This is a genomic window from Ornithinimicrobium sp. (assembly GCF_035267225.1).
Taxonomy (GTDB): domain Bacteria; phylum Actinomycetota; class Actinomycetes; order Actinomycetales; family Dermatophilaceae; genus Ornithinicoccus.
The window spans coordinates 1-13,687 of the sequence record NZ_DATFMA010000037.1; the positions used below are offsets into that span (position 1 = coordinate 1).

The 13,687-nt window shown below is 70.3% G+C and carries 16 protein-coding genes; 10 read left to right on the forward strand and 6 right to left on the reverse strand.

Annotated elements, in window-relative coordinates:
• The coding region (locus tag VJ976_RS02360; RefSeq protein ID WP_324098491.1) for a hypothetical protein at positions 1–187 on the forward strand (187 nt) is incomplete at its 5' end.
• 226 nt (positions 188–413) lie between these two features.
• Positions 414–1,220 (forward strand): alpha/beta fold hydrolase, encoded by an 807-nt coding sequence (locus tag VJ976_RS02365; protein WP_324098492.1) that lies wholly within the window; start codon positions 414–416, stop codon positions 1,218–1,220.
• A gap of 5 nt (positions 1,221–1,225) precedes the next feature.
• On the opposite strand, the gene VJ976_RS02370 is transcribed toward VJ976_RS02365, so the two are convergent.
• Positions 1,226–1,531 carry a putative quinol monooxygenase gene (locus VJ976_RS02370; RefSeq protein ID WP_324098494.1) on the reverse strand — a complete coding sequence of 102 codons (306 nt, stop codon included), beginning with the start codon at positions 1,529–1,531 and terminating at the stop codon, positions 1,226–1,228.
• 95 nt (positions 1,532–1,626) lie between these two features.
• Between VJ976_RS02370 and VJ976_RS02375 the strand changes: the two genes are divergently transcribed.
• From VJ976_RS02375 to VJ976_RS02390, 4 genes are all read left to right on the forward strand, one after another.
• Entirely contained in the window at positions 1,627–4,404 is a 2,778-nt protein-coding gene (locus tag VJ976_RS02375) for a LuxR C-terminal-related transcriptional regulator (protein WP_324098495.1), read from the forward strand.
• Positions 4,405–4,495: 91 nt separating this feature from the next.
• On the forward strand, positions 4,496–5,320 hold the full coding sequence (locus VJ976_RS02380) for an alpha/beta hydrolase (RefSeq protein WP_324098497.1): 825 nt from the start codon (positions 4,496–4,498) through the stop codon (positions 5,318–5,320).
• A gap of 152 nt (positions 5,321–5,472) precedes the next feature.
• Positions 5,473–5,781, forward strand: a complete 309-nt coding sequence (locus VJ976_RS02385) for a hypothetical protein (RefSeq protein ID WP_324098498.1) — start codon at positions 5,473–5,475, stop codon at positions 5,779–5,781.
• 73 nt (positions 5,782–5,854) lie between these two features.
• On the forward strand, positions 5,855–6,637 hold the full coding sequence (locus VJ976_RS02390; protein WP_324098499.1) for an alpha/beta fold hydrolase: 783 nt from the start codon (positions 5,855–5,857) through the stop codon (positions 6,635–6,637).
• A gap of 49 nt (positions 6,638–6,686) precedes the next feature.
• On the opposite strand, the gene VJ976_RS02395 is transcribed toward VJ976_RS02390, so the two are convergent.
• Both VJ976_RS02395 and VJ976_RS02400 read right to left on the reverse strand, forming a co-directional pair.
• Entirely contained in the window at positions 6,687–7,121 is a 435-nt protein-coding gene (locus VJ976_RS02395; protein WP_324098501.1) for a cupin domain-containing protein, read from the reverse strand.
• Positions 7,122–7,135: 14 nt separating this feature from the next.
• A complete protein-coding gene (locus tag VJ976_RS02400) occupies positions 7,136–7,618 on the reverse strand; it encodes a GNAT family N-acetyltransferase (protein WP_324098503.1) in 483 nt (160 codons plus the stop codon).
• Between the two features lie 89 nt (positions 7,619–7,707).
• Between VJ976_RS02400 and VJ976_RS02405 the strand changes: the two genes are divergently transcribed.
• Positions 7,708–9,171 (forward strand): protein adenylyltransferase SelO, encoded by a 1,464-nt coding sequence (locus VJ976_RS02405; protein ID WP_324098505.1) that lies wholly within the window; start codon positions 7,708–7,710, stop codon positions 9,169–9,171.
• A gap of 60 nt (positions 9,172–9,231) precedes the next feature.
• On the opposite strand, the gene VJ976_RS02410 is transcribed toward VJ976_RS02405, so the two are convergent.
• The 3 genes from VJ976_RS02410 to VJ976_RS02420 all read right to left on the reverse strand — a co-directional run bounded on the left by VJ976_RS02410 (position 9,232) and on the right by VJ976_RS02420 (position 10,853).
• Positions 9,232–9,714 carry a GNAT family N-acetyltransferase gene (locus tag VJ976_RS02410; RefSeq protein WP_324098506.1) on the reverse strand — a complete coding sequence of 161 codons (483 nt, stop codon included), beginning with the start codon at positions 9,712–9,714 and terminating at the stop codon, positions 9,232–9,234.
• Between the two features lie 62 nt (positions 9,715–9,776).
• Entirely contained in the window at positions 9,777–10,244 is a 468-nt protein-coding gene (locus tag VJ976_RS02415) for a hypothetical protein (protein ID WP_324098508.1), read from the reverse strand.
• A gap of 45 nt (positions 10,245–10,289) precedes the next feature.
• Positions 10,290–10,853 (reverse strand): TetR/AcrR family transcriptional regulator, encoded by a 564-nt coding sequence (locus tag VJ976_RS02420; protein ID WP_324098510.1) that lies wholly within the window; start codon positions 10,851–10,853, stop codon positions 10,290–10,292.
• A 52-nt stretch (positions 10,854–10,905) separates the two neighbouring features.
• Between VJ976_RS02420 and VJ976_RS02425 the strand changes: the two genes are divergently transcribed.
• Genes VJ976_RS02425 through VJ976_RS02435 form a run of 3 tightly spaced genes read left to right on the forward strand, consistent with a single transcriptional unit; the run spans position 10,906 to position 13,515 of the window.
• The gene (locus VJ976_RS02425; protein WP_324098512.1) at positions 10,906–11,982 is read left to right on the forward strand and encodes a DMT family transporter; all 1,077 of its coding nucleotides are present in this window, start codon (positions 10,906–10,908) and stop codon (positions 11,980–11,982) included.
• Entirely contained in the window at positions 11,894–12,904 is a 1,011-nt protein-coding gene (argF, locus tag VJ976_RS02430) for an ornithine carbamoyltransferase (protein ID WP_324098514.1), read from the forward strand. Before VJ976_RS02425 ends, argF begins: the two co-directional genes overlap by 89 nt.
• Positions 12,905–12,960: 56 nt before the next feature.
• Complete coding sequence (locus VJ976_RS02435) at positions 12,961–13,515, forward strand: PH domain-containing protein (protein ID WP_324098516.1); 555 nt, start codon at positions 12,961–12,963, stop codon at positions 13,513–13,515.
• Positions 13,516–13,687 lie beyond the last annotated feature (172 nt).

Below are 13,687 nucleotides of genomic sequence, written 5' to 3' on the forward strand. Positions count from 1 at the left end.
AGACCACCTCAGAGCCCGCCTCACCGAGCTCTGCAGGGCCACCGGCGCCACCGACCCAGCTGAGCTCACGGAGGACCTGCTCCTGATCTACGAAGGCACGCAGAACACGTTGGCGTTGAGTCTCGACCCGGGCTCGATCGATCGAGGCCGCCGCCTCGCCGAGCGGCGCCTGTGTCAGTCGGTCTGATCGTCTCGTCACACGATCCCGTTGTGGCACGCTCCCAGTGCCCGACGGAGTCGACCAGACTTCGGGCTCTGCCTCGGAGGGCACGGCATCCTGGGCGCACGTCACCGGATCTGTCCCCATGCGCCAACGTGCTTCCTACCGCCGCCAGGCGAGGGTCGCGACGGATCTGCCACTCTTGGTGCTCTACCCCGGCTCTGCGCGGGCAGGGCCGGCGAGAGAGGACGCCATGCAGACCCGAGTCTCGACGAACGACGGGCTGAGCACTCGCTGGATCGAGCACGGGTCGGGACGACCCGTGGTGCTCGTCCACGGCATCCCGACCTCTGCCCAGCTCTGGCGGCACGTGATGCCCCTCGTGCGTGGTCGCAGCCTGGCCTGGGAGATGGCGGGGTACGGCTCCAGCATCGCCGAGGGCGCGGGACTGGACCTCGCTGTCGCCGCGCAGGCCGATCGTCTGCTGGCCTGGCTGGACACCCAGGGCCTGGAGAGACCGGTCCTGGTCGGCCACGACATCGGCGGCGGGGTCGCTCAGATCGCCGCCGTCCACGCCCCCCAGCGGTTCTCGGGGCTCGTGCTCACCAACGCGGTCTGCTACGACTCCTGGCCGGTGCCCAGTGCCAAGGTGTCGGCGCGGCTGGCCCCCGTCCTGAGGCACCTTCCCGCCCCCTTCGTGCGAGGGTCCTTCGCGCAGCTGATGCGCCGCGGCCACGACACCGAAGCGAAGGCCAAGGAGTCGTTCGCCGTGCACTGGCGGTACTACTCCGCGAACGGCGCGGCCCAGTCACTGATGGCGCAGCTGACGGCGCTCGATGCCCGCGACACTCGCTCGGTCGCCGACCGGCTTCCCGACCTCGGCCTGCCGGCGCGGGTCGTGTGGGGTGCGGCCGACCCGTTCCAGAAGATCGGCTTCGGCGAACGTCTGGCCGCCGACCTCGGGACGGAGGTGCGGCACATCCCCGGTGGCAGTCACTTCACCCCCGAGGATCATCCCGACGTCGTCGCCGAGGCGATCAACGAGCTGCTCGCCCCCTGACCGGGTCATGCCAACGGCAGCTCGGCGGGTTCTGCCTCGTAGAACGCAGCATCTTGTTCGCTCATCAGCGGGCTCAGCTGCGACATGACCTGGGCGACATAGTCGGAGCGGGAGAACTCGACGTATGCCTCACGGCTGACCCACACCTCGTAGACGAGAACGGCCTGGGGGTCTACCGCATCGACGCACGCCCGGTATGTGTGGCAGAGCGGGTACCTCCGGGGGACCTCCTCGATCTGCTCGCGTAGCACCTGCAGGAACTGCTCCTGCGCCCCGTCCTTGGCACGAGCGGCAACTCTCACGATGAACATGGCCCTATCCTCCACCCACCCGCCTTGCCGGGATCTGGACCGAATCCTCACAGGCCGACATCGGCTTTCCGTAGGATCAGGTCTGGGTGAGGTCCATGGAGAGGCAGCACAGACCGCCGGTGGGTGTCGCGGCGTTCATCGGCCGCGAGGTCGAGCGTGCGAAGGTCGCCGCGCTGGTCATGGATGCTCGGGTCGTGACGTTGACCGGCCCGGGGGGTTGCGGCAAGACGCGACTGGCGATGAAGGTCGCCGGAGACGTGGCACCGCGGTTCGCCCGCGGAGCGGTGTGGGTGGACTTGCAGGGCGTGAGTGAGCCCCGGCTGGTCCCAGCGGCCCTTGGCGGGGCGGTGGGCGTCCGCGAGCGGGCCGGACAGGCACTTCCCGAGGCGCTGGCCGAGCAGCTGCAGGCACGGCATCTGCTCGTCGTACTCGACAACTGTGAACACCTGGTGGAGGCGTGCGCGAGGCTGGTTCGTGAGCTGTCGTGGAGATGTCCCCGGTTGCATGTGCTGGCCACCAGCCGGGTGCCGCTGGTGGTCGAGGGCGAGGCGACGTTCGAGGTCGCCGGCCTGCCAGTGCCCGACGCCGCTAGCGAATCCGCCAGCACGCCGGCGGCTACCGAGTCGGTGCGGCTGTTCGAGGTGCGGGCCCAGCAGGTGTCGGCAGACTTTCGCATCGGTGACGACAACGCTGCGGAGGTCGGCGAGATCTGCCGGCGTCTCGATGGGATTCCGTTGGCGATCGAGCTGGCTGCGGCGCGGGTGCGGGTGCTGGCGCCGAGCCAGATCCTGGCCGGACTGGCCGACCGGTTCGGCCTGCTGACCGGTGGGCCCCGGGGGGCGCCAGCACGGCAGCGGACTCTGGAAGCGTCTCTGGCCTGGAGCTACCAGCTGCTGGATGACGTGCAGCGGCTGGCGTTGGCGAGGCTGTCGGTGTTCGCCGCTTCGTTCGAGCTGGACGCCGCCATCGACGTGGTGGCAGGCGAGGGGATCGACCGCGATGACGCGCTCGATCTGGTCGCGGGGCTGGTCGAGCAGTCGTTGGTGCAGGTGGTCGAGCGCCGCGGGAGGGCCCGCTACCGGCTGCTGGAGACGATCCGGGTGTACGCGCGGCAGCGACTGTCCGATCTGGATGACCCGGCACGGGTGCGCACACGCCATCTGGAGTTTCATGTCGACCTGGCCCGCCGGGCCGGAGCCGGTCTCATCGCTGGACAGCCTGAGCCCTGGGTGGCGCGGCTGACCGCGGATCTCGATGACCTTCGCGCCGCGATGGACTGGGCTGCCGAGTCCGCAGACCTGCCGTCGCTGGTGGGCATCATTGAACCGGTCGTCCGCTTCTGGCTCGAGTGCGGGTTGTCCCGAGAGGTACACAGCCGACTCCAGAAGGCGGCCGAGAAGCCGGGCGCCCCTGCTCACGAGCGCGCGCGGGGGTTGAACGCCGCAGCAACCTTGGCCATCGTCGAGCCGGCGAGTTTTCATCGGTCGGCGACCCAGGCGGTCACTGCTGCGCGGACGACTGCCGTCGACGGTGCCCTTGCGGTCGCACTGGCCCAACGTGCTCTGGCCGGTGTCCTCAGTGGACTGGCGCCCAACGAGCAGGTTGACGATGACGTTGAGCAGGCGTTGAGGCTCGTCGAGGAGTGCCGGGACGCTGCCACCCATGCTCATGTCCTGCAGTTCACCGGGGCAGCCCTCCTGCACAGCCGCTCGATCGACGCCGGGTACGACCTGTTCCGCCGGGACGTGGAGGTCTGCGAGGCCAACGACCTCACGTTCCACCTTCCGGCCGCCCACGGGGGTGCCCTGGGGTGGCTGGTGTGGTCTGGCCGGCTGGAACAGGTACGCCGACATGCCACAGCGGCCGTCGACCTCAGCCGGCGTCTGCATCGTCCCGGGTGGGAGTCGGCCGGGCTGACCGGTTTGGCGGCAGTGGCTGTCCTGCAGGGCGAGCGCGACCGTGCGCGGGACCTGTTGTCCGAGTCACAGGCAGCGCTGGGACCGGCCCTCGAACGAACCCATTACGGGATGTGGTTTCGCCGCTGGTCGGCTCTGTCTGCCTACACCTCCGGCGACCTGGAGGCTGCTCGGGCCACGGCGACGTGGATCGTGCACACAGGCCGCGAGGGCGGCGGCCGTGCGGACGAGTCCGAGGGGGAATGGCTCCTCGGCTTGGTCGCACGAAGCCAGCAGCGCGACGACGACGCGCGAGAGCACCTGGAGGCCAGCCGGTCCCTGTCGACCAACCCACGGCTCCCGCAGGCGCTGGGTCGGTCGCTGCTGGGCCTCGCGGAGCTGAACCGGGACGACGAGCACGTCGAGCGCGCGTGGGAGCAGGCTCACGACAGCTTGGAGATCCTGGCCGACTACGGCGACCGTGTCGGCGCCGCGGCGGCGCTGGACGTGGTCGCCGACCTGACCGTCGCCCTCGGCGAACCGGAGCGAGCGCTGCGCCTGCTCGCGTCCTCGGAGCGCTTCCACGCCGAGGCCGGCATCGTCCGCTTCCCCCTCCAGGCCGACGACGTCGCTCGGGCCTGCACCCGGGCGCGGGCGGCGCTGGACTCTTCCGGCGCAGCTGCCAGCTGGGAGGCTGGGGGCGAGATGTCGCTCGGCGAGGCCATCGCCTATGCACGCCGGGGGCGGGGTGAGCGTCAACGCCCGAAGACCGGCTGGGCGTCGCTGACTCCCGTCGAGCGGGACGTCGTGCGGCTGGTCGCCGAGGGCCGGACCAACGCCGACATCGGTCAACGCCTGTTCATCTCCGTCAACACCGTCAAGAAGCACCTGACCCACGTCTACGCCAGGCTGGGCGTCGACGGGCGTGCCGACCTCGTCGCACAAGCGGCCCGCCGCGACCTGTCGTACCACCCATGACCGACGAGACGTACCCGACCGGGTGATGTTCTCCGACGTCCGCTGAACGATCGTTGCAGACATGACCACACCAGACCCGAGGAGTCGGCTCATGAGCACTCAGCGCACGCACTACGTCACCACGACCGACGGCGTCACGATCGGCGGGACCGTGCACGGCCACGGGCCGCCGCTGGTCTTCCTGCAAGGGTCCATCGGCGATGGTGACCTCGACTGGCACCCGGTGGTCGAGCACATGGCCGACCGGTTCACGTGTCATCTGCCGAGCATGCGAGGGCGGGGCCTGAGCAGCGAGCACCCCGATCTCAGCTTCGGTCGTATCGTCGACGACTTCCTCACCTACGTGCACAGCCTCGGCGAACCTGCCGGCCTCGTGGGCTGGTCTGCCCCATTTGCACTGGGGGCGGCGGGGAAGTCGGACGCCGTGGAGGCCGTGGCCGTGTTCGAGCCAGGAATGATCAGCCAGGCCGACGAACGCGAGCAGGCCATGATTGGCGGTGTCATCGGTCGTACAGCAGAGCTGGCGTCCGAGGGCAAGCTGGAGGACGCGGCGCGCGCCTTCGCCGTCTTCCCCTTCACGGACGACGAGATCGCGAGGATGGAGGGCATCGGCTACCTCGAGGCTGCGGCGCCGTACGTCCCGAACCTGCTCGCCCATTTTCAGAGCCTGAAAGAGCGGGGAGACCCCCTCGCCGACCCCGCCTTCTTTCGCGCGGTCTCCCCTCCGGTGCTGGTGCTGCTCGGATCGGACACCAAGCGACTCTTCACCGCTGGGGCGCAGGCTGTGACCGACCGAGTCCCCGACGCTCGGTTGCGCGAGGTCCCGGGCGCAGGTCATGCCGGGCCCCTGACCCACCCGGAGGTGCTCGCCGAGGCGTTCACCGAGTTCTTCTCGTCCGTCCGACAGCCCGCCTGATCTGCTGATCGGCGACGTACCCATCGGGACGAGCAGGCGTCCATAGCGGTCAAGGCTCTTGGGACGACTTCTCGAAGCTCCAGGTGAGACAGGTGCACTGCAGCCGTGATGGCCCGCGGCTGAAGAGACACCTACTTCTCCGGCGTGCGGTGATGATTGTCATCGACCACTCCGGCCCAGACCTTCGCGTCGTAGGTCGCCGCCCGGACGTGAGCGAGCATCGTGCTCGCGCGCAGGCTCGGGACGATACGCTCGAGGTTGTCGTCGTAGAACGCGGCTATCTGCCGGCGGTAGATGAGCGGCTCGTCCGGCTTGAGGAGGTGCTCGCTCCACGCGCCGAACCCCCACCCGGCCAGCTGCAGCTCGGGGTGCCGCTCGGGGTCGAGAGCGTAGTTGACCAGGCTGTTCGCGGGCGTGAGCAGCAGATGTTCCAGCGGGTCTCCGGCCTGCTCACCTCGTGAGCACCCTCCTCCTGTCGTGGTGTGTACGACCGCGCCGCGGCCCCGAACCTGCGTGTGGGCTAGCGTCCCTGGGGTGACGTTGAACCATGAACGGCGTGGAAGCGGCAGCCCGCTGTTGCTGGTGCACGGTCTGGGCGCCGGGTGGCAGTCCTGGTCCCCGATCCTGGACGAGCTGGCGCAGAGCCGTGAGGTCATTGCGGTCGACCTGCCGGGGTTTGGCCAGACGCCGCCGCTGGCGGGTGAGGTCTCGATCGCCTCCCTGACCGACTCCGTCGCAGACTTCATCCGCGAGCAGGGTCTGGACGGGGTCTCGACCGTAGGCCAGTCGATGGGTGGCCGGATGGTGCTCGAGCTCGCCCGGCGGGGCGTCGGTGGCGACACCGTGGCGTTGGACCCGGGCGGCTTCTGGAGCGACCGCGAGCTTCTGGCCTTCGGCGCCACGCTGCGGCCGTCGATCGCGCTGGTCCGAGTGCTGCGAGGCCGGCTGCCGGCTCTGCTCGGCACCTCGGTGGGCAGGACCATGCTGCTGGCCCAGCTGTCGGCGCGGCCCTGGGCGCTCTCGCGGGAGACGGTGCTGCCGGATGTGCGCGGGCTGGCCGACTCCCCCTCGACGGGCGCTGCCCTGGATGCCTTGACCAAGGGGCCCAAGCAACAGGGAGCCCCGGCAGGCACCGTGCCCGGCCGCGTCACGATCGGGTGGGGGCGTCGTGACCTGGTGACGGTGCCGAAACAGGCCGCGCGGGCGACCGAGCTGTTCCCCGACGCGGTGCTGCGTTGGTTCGAGCGGTGCGGCCACTTCCCGCAGTGGGACGCACCGCAGGAAGCGACCCGACTCATCCTCGACCGCACCGGCTGAGCGACGCGGCGCCCGCCTCGACTCCTCTCGCGAGAGCACGGCGGCGTCGTCAGTCGGCGAGCTCGAAGTCGTCGAAGTCGAAGCCGGGGGAGACCAGGCAGCTGGCCAGCGCGTCGCCTTCGGTCGGCACCGTGCGCTGCCAGACACCGGCCGGCACCAAGGCCTGCGCGACGTCGCCGGCCGAGCGGTCGAGCCCGACGCTGAGCTGTTCGATTCCGTCGTCCGCGGGATGTGGGCCGTCGCCGCCCAGCTCGAGCAGCACCCTGCCCTCGTGGGCCAGCCACGTCTCGTCGGAGGCGACGCGGTGCCAAGCCGAGGCCGCACCGGCCGGCAGGAAGAAGTAGATCAGCGTGGCGGTGGGCCGGCGGCGCCCGTCCGGCAGCGCGACGACCTCCGTCGCCGCCCAGGTCTGGCGGAACCAGCCGCCTTCGGGGTGAGGCTGCAGGTCGAGGGCCTCTGCGGTCGGGGGTCGCGACTCGCTCATCTGTCCATCGTGCCTCACAGGCGCAGCAGCATGGTGACGGCGCCCTCGGCCACCTCGACCGGGACGAAGTCGCACCGCTCGTAGAGGCGGCGTGCTGGGTTGTCGAGCTCCACGCTGAGGCTCAGCGCGGGCACGTCGGCCTTCCCCGCCGATGCGATGAGCGCGGCGAGCAGTCGCGCTCCCACCCCATGACCTCTCCACTGCGGTACGACACCGATGGCGACCTCCGGGATCGCCGGGTCGACGAAGCCGTAGCCCGGGTCCTCGGCCGAGAAGTACCGGAACCACGCCGCACCCACCGGCTCGCCGGCCTCCGCCACCACGCCGACGTCGCCGGGCAGCGGCCACCCCACGACGTAGTGCGCCAGATCGGGTGCAGCCAACAGCTCCTCCACCCGTGCCGACGCGTCACCCGAGTCCCAGAACGCGGCCTCGGTGGCCATCTGCGTCAAAAAGGTCAGGTCCGAGGCGTGTGCGACACGGATGGCGAGCTCCATGCCGAACAGTGTGGCCCGCAGTGCGTCGACAGCACAGGCTCGGCCCGACCCGCCCTGCCTGGCCGCGGCCCCTGACCTACGCTCGATGAGTGAGTGTTGCGTCTCGACCGACCGTCTCCTTCGACAACCAGTTCAGCCGGGAGCTGGCTGAGCTCTCCCTGCCGTGGCAGGCCGAGGAGACGCCCGACCCCCACCTGCTCGTGCTGAACGAGCCCCTCGCGAGCGACCTGGGCTTCGACTCCACCTGGCTGCGTAGCCCGGACGGTGTGGCCCTGCTGACCGGGCGCTCGGTCCCCGACGGCGCGACCCCGGTCGCCCAGGCCTACGCCGGGCATCAGTTCGGCGGGTACTCCCCGCGCCTGGGGGATGGGCGGGCGCTCCTGCTCGGCGAGGTGGTGGACGACGCGGGTCGCCGTCGGGACGTCCACCTGAAGGGGTCAGGCCAAACGCCCTTTGCCCGCGGCGGTGACGGGCTCGCCGCGGTCGGCCCGATGCTGCGGGAGTACATCGTCAGCGAGGCGATGCACGCCTTGGGCATCCCGACCACGCGTGCGCTGGCGGTGGTCGGCACCGGGCGCTCGGTATACCGCGAGACCCGGCTGCCCGGCGCCGTGCTCGCTCGCGTCGCGTCGAGCCATCTGCGGGTGGGCACCTTCCAGTACGCGCGGGCCACCGGCGACACCGACCTCCTGCGCCGGCTCGCCGACCACGCGATCGCCCGCCACTACCCGCACGCGGCAGGCGCCGACAACCCCTACCTGCAGCTGCTCGACGACGTGGCCGCGAGCCAGGCGGAGCTCCTCGCCCGGTGGATGCTGGTTGGGTTCGTGCACGGTGTGATGAACACCGACAACATGACGATCTCGGGGGAGACCATTGACTACGGGCCGTGCGCCTTCATGGAAGCCTTCGACCCGGCGACGGTCTACAGCTCGATCGACACCGGCGGTCGCTACGCCTACGGCGCGCAGCCGCACATCGCCCAGTGGAACCTCGCTCGCCTCGCCGAAACTCTGCTGCCCCTGCTGCATCACGATCAGGAGCAGGCGGTCGAGCTGGCTACGACCTCGCTGGCCCGGTTCCCTACGACGTACTCCTCGGCCTGGGCCACCGGCATGCGGGCCAAGCTGGGGCTGCCAGACACGGTGAGCGCGAAGGACGCGGATCCTCTGGTCGACGACCTGGTGACCCTCCTGCAGCAGCAGCGCGCCGACTACACGTCGTTCTTCCGCGGGCTGAGCGGGGTGGTGCGCGGCGACGCGGAGCCCACGCGCAGCATCGTCGAGAACATGACGGGGTTCGACGCCTGGGTGCAGCGTTGGCTCGAGCTGCAGCCGGACGCCGACACGATGGACCGGGTCAACCCCGTCTACGTTCCTCGGAACCACCTCGTCGAGGAAGCGCTCGCTGCCGGGACCGACGGCGACCTCGGCCCGCTGACGCGGCTGTTGGACGCGGTCACCGATCCCTACCGTGAGCGCCCCGGCCTCGAGCGGTACGCCGAGCCCGCGCCGGCCGACTTCGGCCCCTACCGCACGTTCTGCGGGACCTGACCCCCTCGGCGGCACACTGCCCCGAGGAACGCTCGGCTCGAGGTGATCGTGCGCGACGCCTCAGAGGCGCAGGAGCATCACGACCGCGCCCTCTTTCTCCTCGAGCGGGACGAAGCCCGAACGCTCGTAGAGGCGACGTGCTGGGTTGTCGAGGTCGACGCTGAGGCTGAGCGCCGGTACCCCGGCCTGACCCGCCGCGGCGATGAGCGTGGTGAGCAGGCGGGACCCCACGCCTTGCCCCCGCCATGGCGCGGCGACCGCGATCGCCACCTCCGGGATGGTGGGCTCGACGAAGCCGTAGCCGGGGTCGGCGGCCGTGAAGTATCGGAACCAGGCCGCGCCGATCGGCTGGTCGGCCTGCGCGATCACGCCGACGTCGCCCGGCAGTGGCCACCCCACGATGTAGTGCGCCAGATCCGGTCGCTGCAGCAGCTCGTGCTCGAGCCCGGATGTGTCATCCGCATCCCAGAAGGCAGCCGCGGTCGCTATCTCCGTCAAAAACGGCAGATCCGAGGCGTGTGCGTCACGAACGACGATCTCCACCCGTCGAGTCTGCGCCACGGGCCTGCCTCATCGCACCTGCTTTTCGCCCATGGCGCCCGCAGCTACCGGGCGCTCTGGCGGCCTCGCAACCGGTACAGCTCCATGAACTGCGCGTCCGTGCACGTCATGCGGACGGTCTTGCCTCGGCCCCAGGAGTGGCCCGGGGCAATGTCGAACTGGACGAGGCCGTTGCGCTCATCCACGGAGTCGCGCCTGAAGTCGTGGATGCCCGCCCACGACACCGAGGCGAGGGTGACGCCGAAAGAGCGCATACGCAGACCGTCCTCGTCGACGACCCACCGCTGGTTGAGGGCCACCAGCGCGAGCAGCGCGCTCCACGGAGCTACGAGAACGACCAGCACCGCGAGGGCGGGGAGGTCGAAGTAGCTCCACGACAGCCACGTCAGCGTCAGGGACAGCACGGTCAGGGTGGTGAAGGCGAGCACATGCCAACCTCGTCGCGGACTACGCAGCACCACCGCGGGGCGGCCGTTCACGGGGCTGCTACCCGGCTCCGGCTGCACGTCCATGACCCCACCCTGCCAGCACGCAGGAGCCGGGAGGCTCCACCGCGGTCAGGTGTGCGCCGCGCCGACCGTCACGGTCGCGACGATGGCCGACACGACGTGGTCAGCATCGGGGATCCCGTCCGGGTCGAGGGCGATCCGCGTGCCGACCCCGTCGATCAACGCGACCAGCATGGTGACGGCGGGGTCGCCGGTCTCGGTCCCCAGGAGCACGGCCAACAGCTCCGTCCAGTCGGTGTAGCGCTCGCTCAGCTCCGCCTGGAGCGCGTCGCTGCGCGCCGCCTGCGCCCAGAAGCTCACCCACCCGACCCACTCTTCCCGGCGCTCGTCGTCCAGCGGCAGAGTGGCTTCGATGACGCGCCCCAGGTCGTCCTGGTCGTTCTGCAGGGCACGCTCGATGCGTCGTCGGCTGCTGCCGTGGATAGAACGGAGCACGGCGATCATCAGCTCGTCCTTGTCGGCGAAGTAGTGCGTGATGCGACCGGTCGTGCACCAGGCCTGCTTCGCGATGTTGCGCATCGTCGCGCCATCCACCCCGTCGCGGGCGAGCACCCTGCGCGTGGCCCGGACGATCTGGGCGCGGCGTTGCTCGTGGTCGACGATTCGAGGCATGGGGGCCATGATACGAAACGCACGTTGCGCGTAAAGGGATCGAACTGGCACGATGCGCAACGTGCGTTACGTAACATCCTTGACGGGGGCATCCTCCGCAGTCAGCCCCAGCACCGCCACCGCGCTCTTGGTCACCTCCGGCGTCTCCGCCGCGTCGATCGCGTTCTTCGCCCGCTCCCTGACCGAGGCCGGCCTCTCGGCGGCCGCAGTCGTCTTCTTCCGCTTCGCGGCCACCGTCCTCATCACCGGTCGCAGGATCGCGCTCACGGACCGCAAGAGAGTGGACTCGGCCTGGGCGTTCGTCGCCGGGCTCGCGCTGGGGCTCGGCTGGGTCGGCTACGTCCTGGCCATCGAGCGGCTCCCCGTCCCCCTGGTCGCGACGATCTACATGACCTACCCCGCGTTCACGCTGCTGGCGACCTGGCTCATCTCGGGAGGGCGCCCCGCGAGCCGAGCAGTGGCGGGAGCGGCTCTGGTGCTGACCGGAGCCTTCATCGCGGTCGGCCCTTCGGATGCCGGAGTCGGCGGCTGGGTAGTCCTGCTCGCAGTCGCGGCTCCGGTCACGTTCGGCTTGGTCGTGGCGGTCATGAGCGACCGGGTGCACGCACTCCAACCGGTCGAGACGATCGCGGCGACGAGCCTGGGCGCCTTCGTGGGGCTGGTTCCCCTGGTTGTAGCGCAACCGCTGGATGCAGTCATCCCCGCCGATGCTCGGACCTGGCTGCTCGCGATCGGCATCGGCTTGCTGACGTCCCTGCTACCGATGATGTTGTTCGTCGTGGGGGCACCCGTGGTCGGCTCCGCGCGCGCGGCAGCGGCCGCGAGTCTGGAGCTGCCGACGGTCTTCTTGATCGCCTGGGTGCTCCTCGCCGAACCGCCCACCCTCGCCCAGCTGGCCGGCGGCACGGTCATCCTGCTGGCCATCATGGTCAGTCCGACGCGTCGTGCCCCTGGTGACAACCAGCCGACCGGTCAGTGCGAGCCGGCCTCAGCGTCTAGGCTCGGCGCCGACGCTCGTCCGTTCCTCAGGAGGTCCCCCCATGCCGACCGATCTGCGGGGTCGCAGTCTGCTCTCGCTGCAGCACCACGCGCCCCACGAGATCATGTCGCTGGTCGACCTGGCCCGTGAGCTGAAGGAGGCCAAGCGATCCGGGGTCGAGCAGCCGATGTTGCGCGGCAGGTCGGTGGCGCTGATCTTCGAGAAGACCTCGACCCGCACCCGGTGCGCGTTCGAGGTGGCGGCGGCGGACCAAGGGGCGAGCACCACCTATCTCGACCCTGCTTCCACGCAGATCGGGCACAAGGAGTCGATCCCCGACACCGCCCGCGTGCTGGGCCGGATGTTCGACGCGATCCAGTACCGCGGGTCCGCCCAGAGCACCGTCGAGGCGCTCGCCACCTTCGCCGGGGTGCCGGTCTACAACGGCCTCACCGACGACTGGCACCCCACCCAGATGCTCGCCGACGTGATGACCATGGCCGAGCACACGACCAAGGCGCTGACCGACGTCGCCTTCGCCTACCTCGGCGACGCCCGCAACAACACCGGCAACTCGCTGCTTCTCGTCGGGGCCAAGCTGGGCATGGACGTGCGCATCGCCGCCCCACGCTCACCGATGCTGCAGCCGACCGACGAGCTCGTCGAGCAGTGCGAGGCCATCGCCGAGGAGACCGGCGCCCGCATCACCGTCACCGAGGACCCCGAGGAGGCCGTGCGCGGCGCGGACTTCGTCCACACCGACATCTGGGTGTCGATGGGTGAGCCGGTGAGCGCCTGGGCCGAGCGCATCGACGCGCTGCTGCCTTACCAGGTCAACGCCGAGCTCATGGCGGCGACGCTCAACCCCGACGCGCGCTTCATGCACTGCCTGCCCGCCTTCCACAACGCGGACACCACCATCGGGGAGTCGCTGGTCGAGCAGTACCCACACCTGGCCAGCGGCCTCGAGGTGACCGACGAGGTGTTCGAGTCGCAGGCGAGCATCGTCTTCGACCAGGCGGAGAACCGGCTGCACACCATCAAGGCGCTGATGGTGGCCACCCTCGCGTAGCGAACCGGGTCGAGAGGCCAGGGCCGAGGCCGCCGGCGCGCTGCGATGATGGAGGAGTGAGCGAACTCGCGAGCCCTGTCACCACAGCGGAGGCCTCCCCGGCCCCCGACGGCGTCGCCGACCCCCGCCTGCGCGAGCCAGCCCATCACGTCGCCCCCGAGGCGATCCGCTACTGGGCGGTGAAGTCACTCATCGGCGCCGTGGTCCAGTGGCTGGTCGTGACCGGGGTGTACGTGTTCGTCATCCCCGACGACTGGAAGATCTGGGCCGGGCCCATCGCCGTCACCCTCGTGGCGATCAGCGTTGTCGAGCTCGCCGTCGTGCCCCAGTGGCGCTACCGCGTGCACCGCTGGGAGGTCACCGACACCGCCGTGTACACCCGCTCGGGCTGGCTCAACCGGGAGCAGCGCATCGCCCCCCTGTCGCGCGTGCAGACCGTCGACTCCACCCGGGGCCCGCTGATGCGCGCGTTCCACCTGGCCTCGATCACGGTGACGACCGCGTCGGCCGCCGGGCCCATCACCATCGACTGCCTCAACTTCGACGTCGCCAGACGCGTGGTGGCCGACCTCACGGAGATCACGAGCCGGACCGAGGGCGACGCGACGTGAGCGAGTGGCCGCGCTCGCAGCCGGACGAGGCGCCTCCTGCGCACGAGCCGCACATGCCCCCACCCAGCGGCCAGGCCTACGACCTGCCGCCACCCCCGGTCGAGGCGATCAACGAGTGGCAGCGGCTCACGCCCCGCAACCTGCTGCTGTACCCGGTCCGCACGCTGGGACA